We start from the raw sequence: 21,218 nt of genomic DNA, 5'->3' as shown, positions 1-21,218 counted from the left end.
ACCCCGTCGGAGCGCGCCACACCTCCCCGGCAAGTCATATTCACCGCAACACGGTGCCATCCAGCCGATGCAAAGCCGGATCCTGCCCTATCTGCTGACGCTCCCCAGCCTGCTCTTGGCGGCGGTGGTGATCTTCTGGCCGGTCTGGGACCTGCTGCAGATCTCGACACATGACGTCAACCGCTTCGGCCAGTTGCGCGAGTTCAGCGGCTTCGCCAACTTCGCCGAGTTGTTCGCCGATCCCGATTTCGTCGCGGCGCTCTGGCGCACCGGGCTGTGGACCGTACTGGTGGTCGGCGGCGCGCTGCTTTTGTCGATCCCGGTGGCGATGATCCTCAACATGGATTTTTATGGCCGCGGCCTCGCCCGCGTCATCATCATGCTGCCCTGGGCAGTGTCGCTGACCATGACCGCGGTGGTCTGGCGCTGGGCGCTCAGCGGCGAGAGCGGCATGCTGAATTCGGCGCTGATGAAGCTCGGCCTTATCAGCCAGAACATCCAGTGGCTGGCGAGCGCCGAGACCGCCTTCCCGATGCAGGTGCTGATCGGCATATTGGTGACGGTACCCTTCACCACCACGATCTTCCTCGGCGGCCTGTCCTCGATCCCCGACGATCTCTATGAGGCCGCGGCACTCGAGGGCGCCACGCCTTTCCAGCAGTTCCGCGAGATCACCTTTCCGCTCTTGAAACCCTTCATCAACATCGCGATCGTGCTCAACACCATCTACGTGTTCAACTCCTTCCCGATCATCTGGGTGATGACTCAAGGGGGGCCGGCGAACTCGACCGACATATTGGTCACGCATCTCTACAAGCTCGCCTTCCGCATCGGTAAGCTGGGCGAAGCCTCGGCGGTGTCGCTGGTGATGTTCGCCATCCTGCTCGTCTTCACCATGATCTATGTGCGGCTTGCCATGCGGGAGCAGCGCGCATGACCAGCAAGCTGAAACGCACCATCATCGCCTGGCTGCTGCTTTTGCCGTTGATCGTGGTGACGATCTTTCCCTTCGCCGTGATGTTCCTTACCGCCGTCAAGCCGCGCACGGAGGTGCTCACCCCGACCTGGTGGCCGAGCGAATTCCGCTGGTCGAATTTCGCCGACATGTGGGTGGCGACCGGCTTCGGCCAGGCCCTCGTCAACTCGCTCTATGTCTCGGCGCTGGCGACCATCGGTGCCATCCTGATCTCGGTGCCGGCGGCCTATGCGATGTCGCGCTTTCGTTTTGCCGGCCATGGCGCGTTCCGCCAGTTCCTTTTGATCTCGCAGATGATCTCGCCGATCGTGCTGGTGCTCGGCCTGTTCCGGCTGATGGCCGCCTGGGGCCTGGTCGAATCGACCACCGCGCTCGGCTTCATCTACATGGCCTTCAATGTCGCCTTCACGGTGTGGATGCTGCAGAGCTATTTCGACACCATTCCGCGCGACCTCGAGGAAGCGGCCTGGATGGAAGGCGCCGGCCGCTGGCTGACGCTGCGCAAGGTCTTCCTGCCGCTCTGCCTGCCGGCGATCGCCGTGACGGCGATCTTCACCTTCATCAACGCCTGGAACGAGTTCGTCGTCGCGCTCACCATGCTGCGCAGCCAGGAAAGCTACACGCTGCCGATCCAGGTTTTCTCGCTGGTCGCCGGCCGCTATACGATCGAGTGGCACCATGTCATGGCGGCCACGCTGCTGGCGACACTGCCGGTGGCGATCCTCTTCATCTGGCTGCAGCGCTATCTGGTCCGCGGACTGGCGCTCGGCGCCGTCAAATAGCCGATATTCCGCTACGGAGCGTTCATGCGCATCTTCACCGCCTCGCTGGCGACGGAAACCAACACCTTCTCGCCGGTGCCGACCGACCGGGCCTCGTTCGAGATGGCCTTCTATGCCGGTCCGGGCAAGCACCCGGAGACGCCGACGCTCTGCTCCTCGCCGATCGTGGCTTTGCGCAAACGCGCGGCCAAGGAAGGATTGACGGTCATCGAAGGCACCGCCACCTGGGCGGAGCCCGGCGGCCTCGTGCAGCGGCAGACCTATGAGGCGCTGCGTGACGAGATCCTCGATCAGCTCAAGGCCGCGCTGCCGGTCGATGCGGTAATCCTCGGCCTGCATGGCGCCATGGTCGCGCAAGGCTATGATGATTGTGAAGGCGATCTGCTGGAACGCGTGCGCGCCATCGTCGGCCCAAAGGTGGTGATCGCCTCCGAGTTCGATCCGCATAGCCACCTGACGCCGAAACGCGTCGCGGCCTGCAATGTCATGGCCTATTTCCTCGAATTCCCGCACACCGATTTCTACGAGCGCGGCGAGCACGTCGTCGAGCTTGGCCTTGCCGCGGCGCGCGGCGAGATCAAGCCGGTGATCTCGACCTTCGACTGCCGCATGATCCAGGTGCTGCCGACCAGCCGCGAGCCGATGCGCTCCTTCGTCGACAGGATCAAGGCGTTGCATGGCAAGGACGGCGTGCTGTCGGTCTCGGTCATCCACGGCTTCATGGCCGCCGACGTGCCGGAGATGGGCACGCGCATCCTGGTCGTCACCGACAACGACAAGGAAAAGGGCGACAAGCTCGCGGAAACGCTGGGGCGCGAACTCTACGCCTTGCGTGAAGAGACGGCGATGACGATGCTTTCCGCCTCGGCAGGCATAGAGCAGGCGCTGGCTGTGCGGGCCGAGCGCCAGGACAAGCCGGTCGTGATCGCCGACATCTGGGACAATCCGGGCGGCGGCGTGCCGGGCGACGGCACCATCGTGCTGCGCGAGCTGCTTTCGCGCGGAATCGACAAGGTCGGCGTGGCGACGATCTGGGATCCGATCGCGGTCACCTTCTGCCACGCGGCCGGCGAAGGCGCCGTCATCGACCTGCGCTTCGGCGGCAAGGCCGGGCCTCAGGCCGGCGAGCCGATCGACGCCCGCGTCACGGTTCTGAGGACCACCAATGAGGGCTGGCAGAGCTTCGGCCCGAGCCGCGTGACGCTGGGACCTTCGGCCGTTGTGCGCATCGAAGGCACCGAGGTCGAAATCATCTTGAACACCAACCGCACCCAGACCTTCGAGCCGGATATCTTTTCCAACGTCGGCATCGATCCGCTGGCGAAAGACATCCTGCTGATCAAGTCGACCAACCATTTCTACGCCGGTTTCGCGCCGATCGCCGCCGAGATCATCTACGTCGCGGCACCGAGTTCCTATCCGAGCAATCCGGCAAAGACGGATTACAGGAAGCTGACGAGGCCGATCTGGCCGAGGGTCGCGGATCCGTGGAAACTGCCAATCTCCCCCCTTGTGGGAGATTAGCCAATCACACCAGCCCGCGCTTGACCATCATCGCCTCGGGCGAAGGCATCTTGCCGCGAAACGCAGTGTAGAGCTCTTCCGGGTCCTTCGAGCCGCCGGCGGCATAGATGTTCTTCCGCAGCCGCTCGGCGAGCGCCGGGTTGAAGGGATCGCCCGTCTCCTCGAAAGCCGCGAAGGCATCGGCGTCGAGCACTTCCGACCACATGTAGGAATAGTAGCCGGCTGAATAGCCGTCGCCGGCGAAGACATGGCCGAAATGCGGGGTGCGATGGCGCATCGCGATCGTGTCGGGCATATGCAGCTTTTCAAGCGTCTCGGCTTCGTATCGAAGCGGCTCGGCAGGCGCGTCCGGCCGCGCGTGATAGGCCATGTCGACCAGCGCCGAGGCGGTGAACTCGACCGTGGCGAAGCCGGCGCCGAATGTGCGGGCGGCAAGCATCTTGTCGAGCAGCGCCTTCGGCATCGGCTTGCCGGTCTTGACGTGCAGCGCGTGCTTTTCCAGCACCGCGGGCACCGTCAGCCAATGCTCGTATAGCTGCGAAGGCAGCTCGACGAAATCGCGGCTGACCGACGTGCCCGAAACCGACGGCCAGGTGACGTCGGTCAGCATGCCATGCAGCGCATGGCCGAACTCGTGGAACAGCGTCTTTGCCTCGTCGACCGACAGAAGTGCTGCCTCGCCGGCCGGCGGCTTGGCGAAATTCATGATGTTGTAGATGACCGGCTTGGCGCCATGACCGAGTTTGTAGCCGGACCGCAGCGCGCTCATCCACGCGCCGGAGCGTTTTGAGGGCCGCGCGAAATAGTCGGCCAGGAACAGGCCACGCTCGCTGCCGTCGGCATTCTTGACCACGAAGACACGCGCATCGGGATGCCAGGCGGCGATGCCCTTCTTCTCCTCGAAGGTGATGCCGAACAGTTTGGTGGCGACGTCGAAGCAGGCCTCGATGACCCGCTCAAGCTGCAGGTAGGGCTTCAGCTCCGCCTCGTCGAATGCGAATTTCTCGGCGCGCAGCTTTTCCTGGTAGAAGCGCCAGTCCCACGCCGCGAATTTCTCGTTGCTGCCGGCTTCGGTTGCCAGCCGCTCCAGCTCCTTCTGGTCGGCGGCGGCTTTTTCGAGCGCCTTCTCCCACACAGGATCGAGCAGGTCGTGCACGGCCTTCGGCGTCTTGGCCATCGTATCGTCGAGCTTGAGCGCCGCGAACGAGCCGTAGCCCAGCAGCTTCGCCTTCTCGGCGCGCAGCTTCAGCATGTCGCGCACGACATCGGTGTTGTCGGAGGCACCGCCATTCTGGCCGCGCATGATGAAGGCTTTGAACGCGATCTCGCGCAGGTCGCGGCGCTCGGAAAAGGTCGAGAACGGCTCATAGATCGAGCGCGACAACGTCACCGCATAGCGGCCCTTCTGGCCGCGGATCTCGGCCGCTTCGGCCATGGCGCTCTTCAGGAAATCGGGCAGGCCGGCAAGATCGGCTTCGTCGAGGAACAGCGCCCAGTCGCGCTCGTCGGCCAGCACGTTCTGGCCGAATTTGGTGCCGAGCGAGGAAAGCTCCTCATTGATGGCCGCGAGCCGTTTCTTGCCATGGGCGTCGAGTTTCGCGCCCGACCGGACAAAGCCCTTCCAGGTCTTCTCCAGCACGCGCAGCGTTTCGGCATCGAGCTTGAGGCTGTCGCGCCGCTGGTAAAGGTCGTCGATGCGGGCAAACAGTTTTTCGTTCATCGAGATCGCCGAGAAATGCCGCGACATCTTCGGCGAAACCTCGCGCTCCATCGCCTGGATCGTGTCGTTGGTATGGGCGCCGGCGCGGCACCAGAAGATTGACGAGACATGGTCGAGCGCCTCACCCGCGAGTTCGAGCGCTGCCAGCGTGTTCTCGACGGTCGGCGTCTCGCTGTTGCCGGCGATCGCGTCGATCTCGGCCTGATGCGCCTCGAGCGCCGCATCGAAGACAGGTCCGAAATCATTGTCGCCGACGCGCGAGAAATCCGGCAGGCCGAGCGGCCCCTGCCAGACGGTCAGCGGATGGGCGGCGAGATCGACGGTTTTTGACATGGGCAGATCCAATCGGGGAGTTTCGATAGGCGGAGGGCAGCCCCGGATGTAGGGCGGTGTCGCGTACGGCGCAACTCGGGCTTCGCCTCAATAGGCACTGCAATCCTGCGCCACCGCCGTCTGGGTGCTGGCGACGATGCGGCCGCCGGCGACGGTGAAGGTCTCGCGCATCAGCGTGTCGTTGCTGGGGAAGTCGTAGCAGGCGAGCACCGTGGTCTCGCCGTTCTCGCTCCTTTCGACGCGGTGGCGGATCGCGGCGCCCGCGACCGCGCCCTGCCATTCGTCGATCGAGGCGATGAAGTCCTGTTTGGTCTGGACGACACCGATGTCGTCGAGCTTCATGCGCACATCGTCGGCAAGCAGGTCGGACAATTCGGTGCGGTCGGCGACCAGCAGCGCCGAGTACCAGCGGTCGATGATGGCGCCGTCATCGGCGCTGGCGCGGGCGATCGTGGACATGAGCAGCGTCGCCGCGAGAAAGACCTTCCACCGGCTCCGGGGCATTATCCCTCCGTCACAGCTCCGGCCGCTCGAAATCGCCGGTGTCCTTGTTCATCACCCAGAGCTCCCCGGTCGAGATGTCGAACCAGGCGCCGTGCAGCGAGAGCCGTCCCTTGCCTTCGAGGATCGAGACGCAGGGAAAGGTCCTGAGATTGGCGATCGAATAGCGGATGGAGATGCGCTCCAGCGCCGTCTGGCGCTCCGTCGCCGTCATCATCGTGCTGGCAGCCACCGTCTCGGCGGCGGGCGCGATCAGGCTCATCCATTTGCCGATGAAATCGCCGGGCGACAGCGGCGCCGCATTGGTGTCGAGCGCGGCGCGAATGCCGCCGCAGCGGCCGTGTCCCATCACCACGATGTTCTTCACCTTGAGGCTCTGCACGGCGAATTCGAGCGCGGCCGAGGTCGAATGGAACTCGCCGTCCGGCTCGTAGGGCGGCACCAGATTGCCGACATTGCGCAGCACGAAGAGCTCGCCCGGCCCTGCGTCGAAGATCGCTTCCGGAGCCGAGCGGGAATCGCAGCAGGCGACGATCATCGTCTCCGGCGCCTGGCCTTCCCGCGCCAGCGAGCGGTAGCGGTCGCTTTCGGTAGGATAGCGACCGGTCATGAAGTTGCGGTAGCCGTTCAGCAGGTGCTCGGGCAGATGGGGCATTGGCGGCTAGAGCCTTTCCGGGGGTTGAGGCGGCAGCTCGTTGCGATGGAAAAAGGCTCTAACGGCAAAAGCCGGTCGCGGGCAATGCCGAATTGCGGATCGCTGCGTCGCAATCGTTGCGGCAATCATGGCTCGGCCCGATATGCGTCACGCCCAGATGGCAACGGGGATGCCGAAACGGTCGGCCAGCGGCGGATCGGGCGACGGTCGCGCCTTGCCGCTGGCGATCCGCCCGGCAATCAGCATCATCGCCGCCGCATCGAGGAAGTCGTCGCTCGCGGCGCCTCGCGGCGCTGCCTGGTCGAGAAAGGCTTTCTCGCAGCCATGCCGGCAAAGCAGCGCCTTGCGCTCCTCCATGCCGGCCGGGTTGACCGCGCCCTTGATCTTCTTCGGCAAGGCCATCGCCGTGCCGCCATTCAGCCGGCAGAACGCCATTTCCGGATGCGATTCGAAGATGCGGCGACGCAAATCGGGCCGTGCGATCACCAACTGGTCGATCTCGCGGATTTTTGAGAAAATACCGAAGGCCTGGATCGAAACGCCGCGCGGCGGGTCGGAGGTCTCCATCGCCACCGCGCTTGCCAGCCGGTGCGCCGCATACCAGGCCTCGACCGTGGTGAAGTCGCTGGTGTCGGCATAGAGCGCCGCTCGGGAGGGGATGGCGAACACGCTCGATTGCCGCGCCCCGAGCAGCGGCCGCACCAGCGCTTCCGGCCCGCGGCCGCCCTTGCGCGAAAAATCCGGCAGGCCGATCGGCATGTCGACGGCGATGGTGGCATTCGGCAGCGCGTCGAGCAGCGACTGGAAGCTCGGGAAGACCGAAACCGACGGCGCGACGCCCGCTTGGCGGTGGACGGCGATCCAGCCGGCCTTGCAGCCGTCGACGCCGGCCAGGCCGCCGTCTGGCGTCACGCCCGCTTGTCCCGCCCCGGATGCAGCAGGTGGCGCAGCTGCACCATGGCCATCGGATGCGACAGGCTCTGCGCGTCGGTTTCGAGCTGCAGCTCGTCGCCGCCGCGCTTGGCGGTGCGGGCGAGGATCTCGTAGACCGCGGCGGTGGTCGATTGCAGCGCCTTGACCGGCGCCTGGCCGGAGAGAACGCGCGCCAGATAGACGGCGGCCGTCAGGTCGCCGAGCCCATTCGGCGGCTTCTCGATCACGCGGTGCTCGGCAAGCAGCGCCTGGCTGCCGTCGAGCAGGAAATTGCCGGTGCCGCCCATCATCATGGCGGGTGCCGAGGTCACCAGCATGGTCGAAGGGCCGGCATGAAGCGCCGCCGCCGTCACCGCCTTGATGTCGGGCAGCGGCGCGCCCGCCATCCATTCCAGCTCATAGCGGTTGGGCGTCGCGATATCCGCGATCGGCATCAATTTGTCGCGCATGGCAACGGCCGTCGGTTCAGGCACGTAGAGCCCGCCGGAATCGCCCATCACCGGGTCGCAGACGTAAAGCGCATTCGGCGTCTTTTCCCTGACGGCGGCGACCAGCGAAGCGACGGCTTCCGCCTGGCCCGCCTCGCCGAGATAGCCCGACAGCACGGCCCTGACCTCGCCCAGCCAGGGCGCGCGCTCGAGATCGGCCATCAGCGCCTTGAACTGATCGAGCGGCGGCACGATGCGCGTGGCCCGGCTGTGGCCCGGATGCCAGGGCAGAATGACGGTGGGCACCGCCCAGACCGGGAAACCCAGCGTCTCCAGCGCAAAGACCGCGGCGCGGTTGCCGACCGAACCGCGGGCGACATGGCTGGAGATGACGATGACCGCGCGCGGCGCGTCGGTTTTTTCTGCATTCATGGAATCTGAATCCTAGCCGCCACGTGTGGCGGCATACACCAGCCAGGCCAATAGCCCAATGGCAATGACGAAACCGAGCGTTCGGCCAATGCGGGTTCCCCAATATTCGATGGGATCGGCGCGGTCGGCGTCGGCGGCGGTGACACGGTCGCGCGCGTCCTTCGCCGTGCGTGCGATGAACGACGCGCCGCCCGGCGCCGTCTCGCGCGCCACGCGTTCGAGGATGCGGCGCGATTCGGTCTCGTCGTCCCGGCGCTCGGCCATGCAATTGCCCTTTCCTGCCCGGAGCTTAGAGCAATTCCAGGAAAAGTGCGAAGCGTTTAGACTCGGCGACTTCGCCGTAGCCTTCCGACCGGAATTGCGTCAAACAAAGAGAGGGAATCCTGTTCGCTCGACTATTCACAGTGGCTCGCGCCCGCGTCGGAATCGGCGTCATCGGCCGGACATTTTCTTACGCGTGGATTGTGGTAATGCTTCGCATGCAACTTCTGTCGAGGGACCAACCATGATTACAGAGCGCCTCTCACCACCTTCCGTCTTCCGCAATCTGCCTGCCTTCCTGATGATGGCTTTCGTGCTGCCGCTGCTTGCCGGCTGCGGCTACAACACCATTCCGACGGCGGAAGAGAACGCCAAGGCGGCTTGGAGCGAGGTGCTCAACCAGTATCAGCGCCGTTCCGACCTGATCCCGAACCTGGTCGAGACGGTGAAGGGCTATGCCTCGCATGAAAAGGATACGCTCGACGCGGTCGTCCAGGCGCGCGCCAAGGCGACGCAGATCACGGTGACGCCCGACACGCTGAAGGATCCCGAGGCGCTGAAGAAGTTCCAGGATGCCCAGGCCGGGCTGACCAGCGCGCTGTCGCGGCTGATCGCGGTGTCGGAAGCCTATCCCGACCTCAAGGCAAACCAGAACTTCCTGGCGTTGCAGGCGCAGCTCGAAGGCACCGAGAACCGCATCGCGGTGGCGCGGCGCGACTACATCCAGGCGGTCAGGGACTACAATCTGACGCTGAAGACCTTCCCATCCGTGCTGTGGGCGACGTTGTGGTTCCGCGGCAACGAACCTTACGCCAACTTCACGGTGGAAGAGGACAAGATGCAGGTGCCGAAGGTCGATTTCGGCACGAGCACCACCAAGCAGGGCGGGTGAGAGCCTCGACTGAAATTTAATCGAGCTTGCAGGCCTTGAGTTCCTTCACACCTCCCTCTGTCCTGCCGGACATCTCCCCCGCAAGGGGGGAGATTAGCAGCTTCCTTGCCGACGCCTCTCCTGCAACGTTGGCGATTGGCGAAGACCGCATTGAAGTCCAATCTCCCCCCTTGCGGGGGAGATGGCCGGCAGGCCAGAGGGGGGTGTGCCGGAGCGCCTTCGCCGGTGTTTTGCTCGCTCTCTTCCTCCTCCCTCTCGCCGCCCTCGCCGCCGACCTTCCCGCGCTGACCGGCCGCGTCGTCGACAACGCCGGCATCATCGATGCCGGCACGCGCGCGACGCTGACCCAGAAACTTGCCGACTTCGAGACAAAAGGCTCGGACCAGATCGTCGTCGCCACCATACCCAGCCTCGGCGGCGAGGAGATCGAGCCTTACGCCAACCGGCTGTTCCGCTTCTGGAAGCTCGGCCAGGCCAAGGAAAACAACGGCGTGCTGCTCCTGGTGGCGCCCAACGACCGCAAGATGCGCATCGAGGTCGGCTATGGTCTCGAAGGCACGCTCACCGACCTGCACACCAAGCTGATCATCGAGAACGACATGGTGCCGGCCTTCCGCGCCGGCGATTTCTCCGGCGGCATCACCAAGGCTGTCGACGACATGATCATGGTGCTGGAGGGCAATCCGGAGGAGCTCGAAGCGCGCGGCAAGCGCAACGAGCAGGCGCCGTTCAACGCGGATGACCTGTTCTTCGCCATCTTCATCACCATTTGGGCGCTGATCTTCTTCGGCGGCATCGCGATGACGGTGCTGCCGCCGATCTTCGGCCAGAAGATCGGACCCGGCCGCTACCGCTGGCTCGGCATGACTTTCGAGCCTGGCCGGCGATCCTCCTCGTCGAGTGGCGGTGGCTGGTCGTCGGGCGGCGGAGGCTGGTCGTCGGGTGGCGGCGGCGGCGGGTTTTCCGGTGGCGGCGGCTCGTCCGGTGGCGGCGGCTCCTCGGGAAGCTGGTGAGGCATCATGGCAACGCGATCGATCAGCGCCGAGGACCATGACCGCATCGCCGAGGCGATCCGGACGGCCGAGTTGAGGACCGACGGCGAGATCTACTGCGTCGTCGCTCGAGCCAGCGACGGCTACTTCTTTCCGGCTGCGTTCACGACGACGATCGGCCTGTTCATCGCCAGCCTTGCCGTCGCCTACGGGCTGGAGGGCTTGTGGCTGACCATCCGGCTGCCGCATTTCGTCCTGGCACAAGTGCTGGCGCAGGCCTCGGTCCTCGCCTTGCTCTGGTTTCTGCCCGCCTTGCGCATTCATTTCGTGCCGAGAAGGCTGCGCTATCAGGCGGCGCACGCCAATGCGATGAAACAGTTCCTGGCCCGCAACGTCCACCGTACGCAGGCCCGCACGGGCGTGCTCATCTTTGTCTCCATCGCGGAGCGCTATGCCGAGGTCGTCGCCGACTCCGGCATCGATGCCAAGGTCGGCCAGCATGTCTGGGACGGCGTTGTGCGCGACCTGACGAAGCATGCCGGCGACGACCGGCTGCCCGACGGCTTCGTCAAGGCCATCGGCACGGTCGGCGCGGTGCTCGCCGAGCATTTCCCGGTGACGGAAGGCGACGCCAACGAGCTCGACGATCATCTTGTCGAAATCTGATCAGAGCATGATGCCGAAAAGTGTGAAGCGGTTTTCGGGCGACATCATGCTCTATCTCTCGGATTTAGAGACGGATTCAGATTTCAGGTCGATTCGACCTGAAATCATCCGGCTCTAGGCGCCTTGTCCGCCCACGCGCCTTTCGCCTGTGCGAAAGCGTCGAAGGGGTTTGGCGGACTCTTTGCAATCAGCCGATGCGGGTTTATGGTTAACCAATCATGAACACGCTGACGATCGACATCCGGAAGGCAGAGCCGCGCGACGCGAGCGCCATTGCCGACGTGCACCAGCAGGCCTGGCGCGGCGCCTATTCCGGCATCATCCCGCACCGCACGCTGACCTCGATGATCAACCGCCGCGGCGTCGACTGGTGGGCCAACGCGATTCGCCGCGCCGCCACCGTGCTGGTGGTCGAGATCGGCGGGACGGTCGCCGGCTACGCCACGATCGGCAAGAACCGCGCCCGCGAGCTCCGCCAGCAGGGCGAGATCTACGAGCTTTACCTGCGTCCCGAATATCAGGGCATCGGGCTCGGCAGCCGCCTGTTCAAGGCGGCCAAGGCCCGGCTCGCCGACCATGGCCTGCGTGGCCTGGTGGTCTGGGCGCTGGAAGACAACCACAACGCCTTGGCCTTCTATGCCGGCAATGGCGGCCGTGATATCGCCGAAGGCGTCGAGGTCTTCGAGCAGAAGGCGCTGAAGAAGGTCGCCTTCGTCTGGAATGACTAGCGTCGCCTAAGTTACAGGCCATCACAAACTGTGCGCTTTCATTAGCGTTCAGTGCTATTCACCGCATTGCACCATGACGTTTCGCCCGCTATCGGTCTTGGAATCGAGAGAGGGATAGACCATGCGTATCGAAGCGATTGCGACCGGAAAGAACCCACCTGACGACGTCAACGTCATCATCGAGGTGCCGATCGGCGGCGAGCCGATCAAATACGAGATGGACAAGGAGGCCGGCACGCTGTTCGTCGACCGCTTCCTGCACACCTCGATGCGCTATCCCGGTAATTACGGCTTCGTGCCGCACACGCTGTCGGGCGACGGCGACCCGATCGACGTTCTGGTCTGCAACACGCGCGCGCTGGTGCCAGGCTGCGTCATCAATGTTCGGCCGATCGGCGTCTTGATCATGGAAGACAATGCCGGCCAGGACGAGAAGGTGATCGCCGTTCCCTCGCCCAAGCTGACGCTGCGCTACGAGAACGTCACCGAATACACGCATCTGCCGGAAATCACGCGCCAGCAGGTGCAGCACTTCTTCGAGCATTACAAGGATCTCGAGCCCGGCAAGTGGGTCAAGATCGAGGGCTGGCACGACTCCAAATATGCCAAGAAGATGATCGTCGACGCGATCGAGCGGGCAAAGGCGGCAAAGTAGGCCTTCAACGCAATCCCGTACGGAAGACCGTTTGCTCAGTGGCACTGCACGGGGATTTTGACCGGTCGACTTTGTTTGTGTTGTCAGGTGCATGCGTTCGAGATTGGCCGAAACGCCCATCGCGATCGTCATTCTAGGGCGGAGCAGGAGCGAAGCTCCGTCGCGAAGACCCTAGAATCCTGTGTGTTGGTTCTGGTGTATGGTTTGAAGTGGGAAGGAGACCGAATGAATCCTGGTCGTCCTTTCGGACAGGCCGTGGCATGGCCCGGTCCCTTCCCACCGGTGAACCATCAACCTGAACAGTTGCACGGGGCTGTTTCAAGCCAGACCCCGCACCACAGGAAGAGGCGTGGACATGATAGCCCAGAACTATGTCGGCTGCGACATCTCAAAGCAGTGGCTCGATTTTTTTGATGAGACAAGTGGCCGTCTTCGGCGCATCGACAACCAGGCCGACGCGATCGCGGCGTATGTGGCGGGCCTTGATCCCAGTCGGGACTTCGTCGTCATGGAGGCGACAGGCGTCCATGACCGGCTTCTGCGCCATGCGCTGGCCAAGGCCGGCGTGCCGTTCTCGCGGCACAACCCAGCGCATACCCACCACTATGCCAAGTCGACGAGACGGCGGGCCAAGACCGATCCTCTCGACGCCAGGATGCTGAGCGACTACGGCCGTCGCTATAATCCTGAGGCCGAGCCGGCGCCGCGCGAAGAAGTCGAGCGGCTTCAATCGCTTGCCCGCTACCGCGATCAACTGGTCGAGATGCGGGCAACGGCGAAGAAGCACCTCGCCGAGGCCTTCAATGAGATCGTCATTGCCGATCTGGAAGAAACGATCGCCTACCTCGACACGCGCATCAAGGCGATCGAGAGCCAGATTGCCGAAGTCATTCGCCAAGCCGAGGACACCGCCCGCGATTATTCGCTCATGGTCTCCGTGCCCGGTGTCTCCAAGGTCGGCGCATTCTCGCTGCTGGCGCTCCTGCCCGAGCTCGGCCAGCGCTCACCAAGGCGATCGCGGCACTGGTCGGCCTTTGCCCCGTTCGACAACAAAAGCGGCAAGCTCAACCGCAGGAGCCAGATCCAGGGCGGGCGATCACGCGTGCGCCGCGCTCTCTACATGGCAGCCCTCACCGCCATTAGAACCTGTGAGCGCTTCAAGACCTTCTACAGCGCACTTGCTGCCCGCTCCGGCTCCAAGAAGCTCGCCATCATCGCCGTCGCAAGGAAGCTCCTGGTCGTCCTCAACGCCATCATGCGCGATAAAACCGCATTCGCATGAACACAGTTGCCATGCCGTTACCTTCACCAGGGAGTACAGCGGAGCAAAATTCTGCACCGTGGCGACGCCTTGACGTCACGGAATGGATTCTATGGTCTGCGCCGCGTCGCTTCGCTCCTTGCTCCGCCATAGAATGACGAGGTTGCGGCGGCTTCAACCAATCCCCGGCGTTTGCGCTGATTTCACGGACATGAACGGAAATCTTGCGCCAAGACAAACGGCAACCTTTCAAAATCCCTGTGTCGGGGAATTAGGGCGATCCCAGGAAAAGTGAGCGGTTAGGTTCGGCGGTTTCGCCGTAGCCTTCCGTCCGGAATTGCGTCAAAACAAAGAGATAGAGCGGTTCGCCGTTTCCGTGAAACGGTGAAACGCTCTAGCGCACCGCCTTCTCGCCGCCGGCCGCCGTGATGACGCCGACGATGATCAGTCCGGTCAGCACCAGCCGCACGCCGGCGCTGACGCCGAAGGTGTTGAGCATGGTGAGCAAGAGCACCAGGAACAGGCCGGCGCCCCAGACGCCCGGCACGTTGGCCTTGCCGCCGGCGACCGAGGTGCCGCCGATGACCACGACCGCGATCGAGGCCAGCAGGTATTCGTTGCCGATGTCGACATTGGCGCCGCGGAAGTAACCGGCGAGCAGCGCCCCGTCGATGCCGCCCAGCGCGCCGCACAGCGTGTAGGTGAGGAAGCGGATGCGGCCGACATGGACGCCGGCGAGCCAGGCGGCGCGGATGTTCTGGCCGATCGCCAGCACCGAGCGGCCGTAGATCATGCGCTGCAGCGCAAGTGCGGCGCCGATAGTGAAGACCACCGTCAGCATCGCCAGCACCGGAATGCCCAGCACCTGCCAGTTGGTGAAGTCGGCGAAACCCGGCGGTGGCTTGATCTGCAACCCGCGGCCATAGCTGATGTCGACCGACTGGATGATGAAGCTCGCCGACAGCGTGGCGATGATCGGCGGGATGCGCAGCGCCCAGATCAGCAGGTAGTTGATGGCGCCGATCGCGGCACCGCAGGCAAGTGCCGCAAGCAGCCCGACGACGATCATGGCATCGCTGCCGCCCATCACCTTCATCGCGACCGCGCTGGCCAGCCCGATATTGGCCGGCAGCGACAGGTCGACATTGCCGGGTCCCAGCGTGATGACGAACATCTGGCCGACACCGACGATGACGGTGAAGACGGCAAGCGAGAGCGCCGCCGTGACCATGCCGCCGGCGCCATAGCCGCCGGTGAAGACGATCGTTGCCAGCCAGACGACCAGCGCGCCGACGAAGGACCAGATCCAGGGTTTTTCAAGCACCATACGCAGCGAGGCCATCGCTACCTCTCCCTGCGGCTGATCAGCACCCGCGCGGCAAGCACGATGATCAGGATCGCGCCATTGGCGGCCACCTGCCAGTCGGGCGGGATGTGCATGAAGGTCAAGAGCGGTGATGCGGCCAGCGCCAGCGTCAGCGCCCCGAGCACCGCGCCGATCGGCGACACGCGCCCGCCGACGAACTCGCCGCCGCCGAGGATGACGCCGGCAATCGACAGCAGTGTGTAGCCGTTGCCGATATTGGCGTCGGCCGAGGTGGTGATGCCGATCAGCGCCATGCCGGAAAGCACGCCGAACAGGCCTGTCAGAGCGAAGAGCACGACCTTGGTGCGGAGCAGCGACCAGCCGGCGCGCCTCAGCGCCGCGGCGTTGCCGCCGGAACCGCGCAGGATCACGCCATAGGAGGTGCGCATCAGGCCGAAATGCACGACCGCGGCGATCAGCAGCGCGGCAAGGATCGGAAACGGGATGTAGGGCGGCTTGAAGGACATGATCGAAAGCAGCCAGTCCGGTGCCTTGCCGCCCGGCTTGGGCAGGACCAGGATGGCAAGCCCCTGCCAGACGAAACTCATGCCGAGCGTGACAACGATCGACGGCAAATTGCGCAGGTGGATCAGCGCGCCGAGCAAGGCATAGACGCCGATCGATCCCAGCAGAACCACGATGCCGATGAGCGGCGCATCCCTAAGCCAAGTTGCAGTCACGCAGCCGACAAACCCGACGAACGTCCCTATCGACAGGTCGAGCTCGTTGCCGGCGATGACGAACATCTGCGCGATCGTCGCCAGCGCGATCGGGATCGCCAGGTTGAGCATCAGGTTGAAGCCGAAATAGCTGATGGCGCGCGGATTGAGCCAGGCGATCGCGATCAGCACCAGCGCCAGCGACAAAGCCGGCAAGAGGCCGCGCAGCAGGCGCGCCCGGGCGGCGTTGCCGCGCGGCGAGGATTTCGGGAGCGTGCCGGGAGCGATCGCGGTCATCTCAGGCCGCATCGCCGAACGAGGACTGGATGATCTTTTCCTCCGTCAGCTCGTCGCGCCCAAGATTGGCGACGATGCGGCCGTTCTTGAAGACATAGACATGATCGCAATTGTCGAGCTCTTCGGTCTCGGTGGTGTACCACAGGAAGGTGCGGCCCTTGGCGGCCTCCTCGCGCACGAGGTCGTAGACTTCGAGCTTGGTGCCGATATCGACGCCGCGCATCGGGTCGTCCATCAGCACGATCTCGGCGTCGGAGCCGAGCGCGCGGGCAAACAGCGCCTTCTGCTGGTTGCCGCCCGACAGCGAGAAGATGTTGTTGTTCATGTCCGGCGTGCGGATGCCGATCTTCTGCTTCCAGAATTCGGCGAGCTCGGCCTCGCGCTGCGGCGAGATCAGCAGGCCGTTGCGCAGCCTGGCCAGCGAGCGGATGCCGATATTCTGCGCGATCGACCATTGCGAAAAGATGCCGTCCGACTGACGATCGCCGGCGACCAGCGCCACCGGCGCCGTCACCTCGATGCCGGCCCTGGCGCGGGAGGCGGCCGAGAATATGGCCAGGAGCAGGTCCGTCTGGCCGTGCCCGGCAAGGCCGGCAAGCCCGATGATCTCGCCGGCGCGGGCGACCAGCTCCTTGCCGTCCTGCTGCCTGGCCGGGCGCGCGCGAACCCTGAGCGCGCCAGGCTCGCTCTTGCGGGCCTCGGCGGCGGCTTTGTGATGCCCTTCGGCGCCACCCATGGCGGCGACCAGCTTATCGCGATCGAAGGCATTGGCGGCATCCGCCGCGACCACCTTGCCGTCGCGCATCACCACGATGCGGTCGGCGTTCTGCAACACCTCGCCCAGCACATGCGAGATCAGGATGCAGCTGCCGCCCTTTTCGACGAAGCGGCGCACGAAGGAAAGCAACTGCCCCGCCGTATGCGCATCGAGCGAGGAGGTCGGCTCGTCGAGGATGACAAGGTGCAGCGGCTCGCGGGTCAGCGTGAAGGCGCGCGCCACCTCGACCATCTGCCGCCTGCCGATCGAAAGGTCGCCGGCAATGTCATCCGCCGAAATGCCATGGTCGGGAAAGATCTCATCGAGCTTGGCGCGGATCAGATCCGCGGCCTTGCGCCGCCAGCCGAAACCGGTGAGCGAGGGATGGTTGATGCGCGTGTTCTCGGCAATGCTGAGATTGGGGCAGAGCGACAATTCCTGAAACACGCAGCGTATGCCGAGCTCGAGCGCTCGCGCCACCGAATAGCTTGCCTCCTGATTGCCGCGCACGGCGATCTGCCCGCCATCCGGCCGCAGCGTGCCGGCCACCATATGCATGAGCGTCGACTTGCCGGCGCCGTTATGCCCGACCAGCCCGACGCATTCGCCGGCGCCGACATGGAAGTCGACGCCGTTAAGCGCCCGGACGGCGCCGAAATGCTTTTCGGCGCCGTCCAGTCTGACGATATCTGCAATAGCCTGGAGCATCCTCAACTTTTATCCGGTTGGCGATGCGGGCGGCAACCTGCCCACCACTATTGCTTGATGTTGGCCTTGATGGCCGCGATGGCGTCTTCCTGCGTGTATTCGTGGGTGGCGACGCCGCCTTCCTTGATGTTCGGCAGCGCGGCCTCGAAATCGTCCTGGGTGAAGGCCAGATAAGGCACCAGAAGATCGTGCGGGATGTCCTTGCGGCCGTCGAGCACTTGCTGCGCCACCCAGAAGGCCAACGTCGACACGCCGGGCGCGATCGAGGCCGACCAGGTCTGGTAGCCGTCCTTTTCCTTCTGCTCCTTCCACCACTTCAGCTCGTCCTGGCGGTTGCCCATGATGATGGTCGGGCGCGGCTTGCCGGCTGCGGCGAAGGCCTGCGCGGCGCCATAGCCGTCACCACCCTGGTCGACGATGCCGACGACATCGGGCAGCGACGGCAGGATGGTCGCCACCGCCTTCTGCGCCGTGGTCTGGTCCCAGTCGCCGGTCACCGAACCGACGATCTTGAACTCCGGATGGGCGGCGACGCCTTCGAGGATGCCGGCATGGATGGCATCGTCGATCGAGGTGCCGGCGAGACCGCGGATTTCCAGCAGATTGCCGCCCTTGGATTGGAACTTGGCCATCTGCTCGACTTCCTGCTTGCCCATGTCCTTGAAGTCGACGACGACGCGGTAGGCGCAGGGTTCGGTGACAGTACCGTCGAAGGAGACGACGGTGATGCCGGCATCGCAGGCCTGCTTGATGGCGCCGTTGAGCGCATCCGGTGAGGCGGCGTTGATGACGATGGCGTCATAGCCCTGCAGGATCAGGTTCTGCACCTGCGCGGCTTGGGTCGGCACTTCCTTGTCGGCGGTGGTGAAGACGTCCGCTGCGGCGACGATCTTGTCGTCGACCGCCTTCTTGGTGACGATGCCGTAGCTGTCGAGCATCGCCTGGCGCCACGAATTGCCGGCATAATTGTTGGAGAAGGCGATCTTCTTGCCGCTGGTGTCGGCAAGCGCGGTGCCCGAGGCGAGCATCGCCGCGAATGCACCCAATACGAGCAGTTTCTTCATGTCGGTTCCTCCCGAGGTTGCTGATATTGCCTGATGATCGTTACGTGCAGTCCCTGTTTTTTATCTATTGTCAGACAAATTCAGACGAACCGCAAGCTGTCAACTGCAAAGCCTTGGCGCCGTCGATCAACTTGCGGTGCGACGATTGATAAGCCGCCGCGTCATGGTCTAGGAACACGGGCAGGAGACAGATTGCATGGCAGTGACGCCGACCGTTGCTCGAGGCGCGCCTGGAATACCGGCACGCTGGACATCAAGCGCCAAAAGCGGTGTCGGCACCGCGCTTTCGGCAAAAAGCCCGCTCTGGTTCACCATCAGTCACGGCATTCTGAACGAGATCTATTATCCGCGCCTCGACAGCGCCTGCACGCGTGACCTGGGGCTGGTCGTGACCGGTCCCGGCGGCTATTTTTCCGAAGAGAAGCGCGATGCGGCCCACACCGTCGAACCTTTCGAGGACGGTGTCCCTGGCTACCGGCTGACCAACATTGCTTCCGACGGTGCCTACAGGATTGAAAAGCGCATTGTTACGGATCCGAAACGAGCAGCCCTGCTGCAGGAAACTAGTTTCACCGTCCTCAAGGGCCAGGCTGCCGATTACCGCGTCTACGCGCTGCTGGCGCCGCATCTCGTCAATGCCGGCATGGGCAACACCGCCTGGATCGGCGAGCACAAGGGACAGCGCATTCTTTTCGCCACCGGACGCGGCGTATCGCTTGCGCTCGCCTCCTCCTTGCCCTGGGGCGCCTGCTCGGCCGGCTATGTCGGCTTCTCCGACGGCTGGCAGCAATTGCACGACAACGGCGCGCTCGATCCCTCAAGCCGGGTGGCCGAGGACGGCAATGTCGCGCTGACCGGCGAGATCGGCTTTTCGGCCGGCAAGTCGGCCGCCTTGCTGGCGCTCGGCTTCGGCGCTTCGCCTGAGGAAGCCGCCGACCTTGCGCTTGCAAGCCTGAAACAGGGCTTCGAGCCGGCTGCGAAAACCTATGTCGAGACCTGGCGGAAATTCCAGGCTGGGCTGGAAAGACTCGACCGTCACGCCGCCTCCGGTCTGAACGCCTACCGCGTCAGCAGCGCGGTGCTGGCGACGCATCTGTCGATCGCCAGGCTTGGCGCCGCCGTTGCCAGCCTGTCGATCCCTTGGGGTTTCAACAAGGGCGACGACGATCTCGGCGGCTATCACCTCGTCTGGCCGCGCGACCTGGTCGAGACGGCGGGCGGCTTCCTCGCCGCCGGCGACGGCAGGCAGGCGCTGCAGATCCTCACCTATCTGCGTTCGATCCAGCAGCCGGACGGCCATTGGCCGCAGAATTGCTGGTCCGACGGGACCGCCTATTGGCCCGGCATCCAGATGGACGAATGCGCCTTTCCGCTGCTGCTTGCCGATGCGTTGCGCCGCGCCGGTCACCTGCCGAAGTCGAAGCTCGCCGACTTCCTGGCGATGATCGAGAACGCGGCCGCCTATGTCGTGCGCAACGGCCCGGTCACCGGCGAGGATCGCTGGGAAGAGGACGCCGGCTACAGCCCGTTCACGCTGGCCGTGGAAATAGCCGCATTGCTCGCAGCTGCCGACATGCTGGACGCCTCCGGTAAAAATGAGCCGGCAAACTACCTGCGCGAGATCGCCGATTGCTGGAACGACCAGATCGAGCGCTGGACCTATGTCACCGGCACCCCGGCAAGCGCCAGGGCGGGCATCGAAGGCTATTATGTCCGTATCGCCCCGCCCGACGATGGCGGCGCCGCGTCGCCGAAGGACGGCTTCGTGCCGATCAAGAACCGGCCGCCGGCCGATACCGACAGACCGGCCGAGGCCATCATCAGCCCGGATGCCCTGGCGCTGGTGCGTTTCGGGCTCAGAGCCGCTGACGATCCGCGCATCCTCAACACCGTCAAGGCGATCGACGCCGAGCTGCGCCGCGACCTGCCGCAAGGGCCGCTCTGGTACCGCTATACCGGCGACGGCTATGGAGAGCATGAGGACGGGGCACCCTTCGACGGCACCGGCCGGGGGCGGCCGTGGCCGCTGCTTGCCGGCGAGCGCGCCCATTACGAGTTGGCCGCCGGCCGCAAGGACAAAGCGGCGCAACTGCTTGAGACTTTCGAACGCTCGGCGGGCGTCGGCGGCCTTCTGCCGGAACAGGTCTGGGATCGCCCGGACATGCCGGACCGTGAATTGCGGCTGGGCGCCCCTTCCGGCAGCGCCATGCCGCTGGTCTGGGCGCATGCTGAGCACATCAAGCTGTTGCGCTCGCTGCGCGACGGCGCCGTCTTCGACCTGCCGCCGCAGGGCGTCGAGCGCTACATCAAGGGCAGGACGGTCTCGCCGCTGCGGATATGGCGCTTCAACAACAAGATCCGCTCCATTCCCGCCGGCAAGGCCCTTCGCGTCGAATTGTCGGCGCCCGGCGTCGTCCATTGGAGCAGCGACAAATGGCTGACCGTGCAGGACAGCAGGACGGCCGAAAATGCGTTCGGCATTCATCTGGTGGATTTGCCCGTTAGCCGCCTGCGGCCGGGAACCACCATCGTCTTCACTTTTTTCTGGCCCGGGGCGATGCGTTGGGAGAATGTCGACTTCAGCGTCGGCATCGACGCGTCATAAATCGACGCAACAGGGCCAGTAGA

General features: G+C 64.5%; 20 protein-coding genes. 10 read left to right on the top strand and 10 right to left on the bottom strand.

The window, feature by feature from the left end:
• Positions 1–67: 67 nt before the first annotated feature.
• From FJ418_RS12335 to FJ418_RS12325, 3 genes are read left to right on the top strand one after another with little or no spacing between them, the layout of a single operon-like run.
• Positions 68–937, top strand: a complete 870-nt coding sequence (locus FJ418_RS12335) for a sugar ABC transporter permease (RefSeq protein ID WP_140865742.1) — start codon at positions 68–70, stop codon at positions 935–937.
• On the top strand, positions 934–1,758 hold the full coding sequence (locus tag FJ418_RS12330; RefSeq protein WP_140659273.1) for a carbohydrate ABC transporter permease: 825 nt from the start codon (positions 934–936) through the stop codon (positions 1,756–1,758). Before FJ418_RS12335 ends, FJ418_RS12330 begins: the two co-directional genes overlap by 4 nt.
• Before the next feature lie 24 nt (positions 1,759–1,782).
• Positions 1,783–3,282, top strand: a complete 1,500-nt coding sequence (locus FJ418_RS12325) for a M81 family metallopeptidase (protein WP_140865740.1) — start codon at positions 1,783–1,785, stop codon at positions 3,280–3,282.
• Between the two features lie 4 nt (positions 3,283–3,286).
• Here FJ418_RS12325 and FJ418_RS12320 read toward each other — a convergent pair whose 3' ends face one another.
• The 6 genes from FJ418_RS12320 to FJ418_RS12295 form a co-directional block, all read right to left on the bottom strand.
• Entirely contained in the window at positions 3,287–5,341 is a 2,055-nt protein-coding gene (locus tag FJ418_RS12320; RefSeq protein ID WP_140865931.1) for a M3 family metallopeptidase, read from the bottom strand.
• A gap of 81 nt (positions 5,342–5,422) precedes the next feature.
• Positions 5,423–5,839 (bottom strand): nuclear transport factor 2 family protein, encoded by a 417-nt coding sequence (locus FJ418_RS12315; protein WP_140658706.1) that lies wholly within the window; start codon positions 5,837–5,839, stop codon positions 5,423–5,425.
• Between the two features lie 10 nt (positions 5,840–5,849).
• A complete protein-coding gene (locus FJ418_RS12310) occupies positions 5,850–6,491 on the bottom strand; it encodes a carbonic anhydrase (RefSeq protein WP_140647046.1) in 642 nt (213 codons plus the stop codon).
• 147 nt (positions 6,492–6,638) lie between these two features.
• Entirely contained in the window at positions 6,639–7,403 is a 765-nt protein-coding gene (locus FJ418_RS12305; protein WP_140865738.1) for a DUF429 domain-containing protein, read from the bottom strand.
• Positions 7,400–8,284, bottom strand: coding sequence for a pyridoxal kinase PdxY (gene pdxY / locus FJ418_RS12300; RefSeq protein WP_140865736.1), 885 nt, complete (start codon positions 8,282–8,284; stop codon positions 7,400–7,402). The genes FJ418_RS12305 and pdxY overlap by 4 nt, the downstream gene beginning before the upstream one ends.
• A 12-nt stretch (positions 8,285–8,296) precedes the next feature.
• Complete coding sequence (locus FJ418_RS12295; RefSeq protein WP_140647049.1) at positions 8,297–8,548, bottom strand: hypothetical protein; 252 nt, start codon at positions 8,546–8,548, stop codon at positions 8,297–8,299.
• Between the two features lie 241 nt (positions 8,549–8,789).
• On the opposite strand from FJ418_RS12295, the gene FJ418_RS12290 reads away from it, so the two are divergent.
• The 6 genes from FJ418_RS12290 (at position 8,790) to FJ418_RS12260 (ending at position 13,760) form a co-directional block, all read left to right on the top strand.
• Positions 8,790–9,437, top strand: coding sequence for a LemA family protein (locus tag FJ418_RS12290; RefSeq protein WP_140658702.1), 648 nt, complete (start codon positions 8,790–8,792; stop codon positions 9,435–9,437).
• Positions 9,438–9,640: 203 nt separating this feature from the next.
• Complete coding sequence (locus FJ418_RS12280) at positions 9,641–10,450, top strand: YgcG family protein (protein WP_246683021.1); 810 nt, start codon at positions 9,641–9,643, stop codon at positions 10,448–10,450.
• A gap of 6 nt (positions 10,451–10,456) precedes the next feature.
• On the top strand, positions 10,457–11,095 hold the full coding sequence (locus FJ418_RS12275; protein ID WP_140785475.1) for a TPM domain-containing protein: 639 nt from the start codon (positions 10,457–10,459) through the stop codon (positions 11,093–11,095).
• Between the two features lie 218 nt (positions 11,096–11,313).
• Positions 11,314–11,823 (top strand): GNAT family N-acetyltransferase, encoded by a 510-nt coding sequence (locus FJ418_RS12270; protein ID WP_140865733.1) that lies wholly within the window; start codon positions 11,314–11,316, stop codon positions 11,821–11,823.
• Between the two features lie 121 nt (positions 11,824–11,944).
• Positions 11,945–12,478: an inorganic diphosphatase gene (gene ppa / locus FJ418_RS12265; RefSeq protein ID WP_140646100.1), complete on the top strand. Its 534-nt coding sequence runs from the start codon at positions 11,945–11,947 to the stop codon at positions 12,476–12,478.
• A gap of 355 nt (positions 12,479–12,833) precedes the next feature.
• A complete protein-coding gene (locus tag FJ418_RS12260; protein WP_246683034.1) occupies positions 12,834–13,760 on the top strand; it encodes an IS110 family transposase in 927 nt (308 codons plus the stop codon).
• Positions 13,761–14,133: 373 nt separating this feature from the next.
• On the opposite strand, the gene FJ418_RS12255 is transcribed toward FJ418_RS12260, so the two are convergent.
• The 4 genes from FJ418_RS12255 to FJ418_RS12240 are packed head-to-tail and all read right to left on the bottom strand — an operon-like array spanning position 14,134 to position 18,590.
• On the bottom strand, positions 14,134–15,081 hold the full coding sequence (locus FJ418_RS12255) for an ABC transporter permease (RefSeq protein WP_140646099.1): 948 nt from the start codon (positions 15,079–15,081) through the stop codon (positions 14,134–14,136).
• A 2-nt stretch (positions 15,082–15,083) separates the two neighbouring features.
• Complete coding sequence (locus FJ418_RS12250; RefSeq protein ID WP_181166912.1) at positions 15,084–16,061, bottom strand: ABC transporter permease; 978 nt, start codon at positions 16,059–16,061, stop codon at positions 15,084–15,086.
• A gap of 1 nt (position 16,062) precedes the next feature.
• Positions 16,063–17,526 (bottom strand): sugar ABC transporter ATP-binding protein, encoded by a 1,464-nt coding sequence (locus tag FJ418_RS12245; protein ID WP_140658697.1) that lies wholly within the window; start codon positions 17,524–17,526, stop codon positions 16,063–16,065.
• A 47-nt stretch (positions 17,527–17,573) separates the two neighbouring features.
• Positions 17,574–18,590, bottom strand: coding sequence for an ABC transporter substrate-binding protein (locus FJ418_RS12240; RefSeq protein WP_140865730.1), 1,017 nt, complete (start codon positions 18,588–18,590; stop codon positions 17,574–17,576).
• 196 nt (positions 18,591–18,786) lie between these two features.
• Between FJ418_RS12240 and FJ418_RS12235 the strand changes: the two genes are divergently transcribed.
• Entirely contained in the window at positions 18,787–21,195 is a 2,409-nt protein-coding gene (locus FJ418_RS12235) for a glucan 1,4-alpha-glucosidase (RefSeq protein ID WP_140865728.1), read from the top strand.
• Positions 21,196–21,218 lie beyond the last annotated feature (23 nt).

Origin of the sequence: Mesorhizobium sp. B2-8-3, from assembly GCF_006440815.1 — a bacterium.
GTDB lineage: Bacteria > Pseudomonadota > Alphaproteobacteria > Rhizobiales > Rhizobiaceae > Mesorhizobium.
Note: the sequence above shows the minus strand (reverse complement) of the source record. Positions and strands in the feature narration are given on the sequence as shown.